General features: G+C 75.1%; 1 protein-coding gene. It reads left to right on the top strand.

The window, feature by feature from the left end:
* Positions 1 to 119: 119 nt before the first annotated feature.
* Positions 120 to 1003, top strand: an 884-nt coding sequence (locus ABZ641_RS39505) for a hypothetical protein (RefSeq protein WP_359989588.1), incomplete at its 3' end; no start/stop codon positions are given.

The following is a 1003-nucleotide window of genomic DNA, read 5'->3' as shown; positions in this document are numbered from 1 at the left end:
CGGCGCCCGTCCGCCGGCCGCCCACCCGCGTCGGGACGTACCCGACCGTTCCGCGCCGACCGGTCGGGCCGCCGTGCGATGATCGCCCGGTGGAGCGAGCGACGAGGGGCAGGCGACGGATGCGCAGCGGTGCGGCCGCCGCCGGGGCACTGCTGATCCTGCTCGGCCCGGCCGCGCTGCCGGCCGCCGCCGACGAGCGGCCGGAGCGCCTCTTCACCGTCCACGACAAGCGGATCACCGAGTCCAGCGGCCTCGCCGCGAGCCGGGCCCACCCCGGCGTGTACTGGACGCACAACGACAGCGACGACGGCCCGTACGTGTACGCCGTCGACGGCGAGGGCCGCACCGTCGCGACCGTCACCCTGCGCGGCATCAAACCGCGCGACGTGGAGGCGATCTCGCTCGGCCCCGACGGCCGGCTGTACGTCGGCGACATCGGCGACAACCTCGACGGCACCTGGCCCGAGGTGTGGATCTACGCCTTCCCCGAGCCCGCCGAACTCCACGACCAGACGGTCACCGCCGTCCGGTACAAGGTCCGCTACGAGGACGGCCCGCGCGACGCCGAGGCGCTGATGGTGCACCCGGTCACCGGCCGCGCCTACATCGCCAGCAAGAAGCAGTCCGGCGGCGGCCTCTACCAGGGCCCGGAGGCGCTCTCGCCGACCGGCGTCAACACCTTCAAGCGGATCGCCGACGTGCCCTGGGTGACCGACGGCGCCTTCTCGCCGGACGGCCGCCGACTGGTGCTGCGCGGCTACTTCGGCTCGGACCTGTACGCCTGGGACGGCACCCCGAAGAAGCTCCGCTCGCTGGACGTGCCCTTCCAGCGCCAGGGCGAGTCGGTGACCTTCTCCGCGGACGGCACCGCCGTCCTCTACGGCAGCGAGGGCAGCGACAGCGACGTCTGGCGGCTGCGCCTCACCCAGGACGCCGCACCCGCACCGTCCGGCAGCCCGGCCGCCGCCCCCTCGGGCGGCGCGCAGACGTCCTCCGGCCGGGC

This window comes from Kitasatospora sp. NPDC007106, from assembly GCF_040634455.1.
Taxonomy (GTDB): domain Bacteria; phylum Actinomycetota; class Actinomycetes; order Streptomycetales; family Streptomycetaceae; genus Kitasatospora; species Kitasatospora arboriphila.
This window is presented reverse-complemented; position numbering and strand designations above follow the sequence as displayed.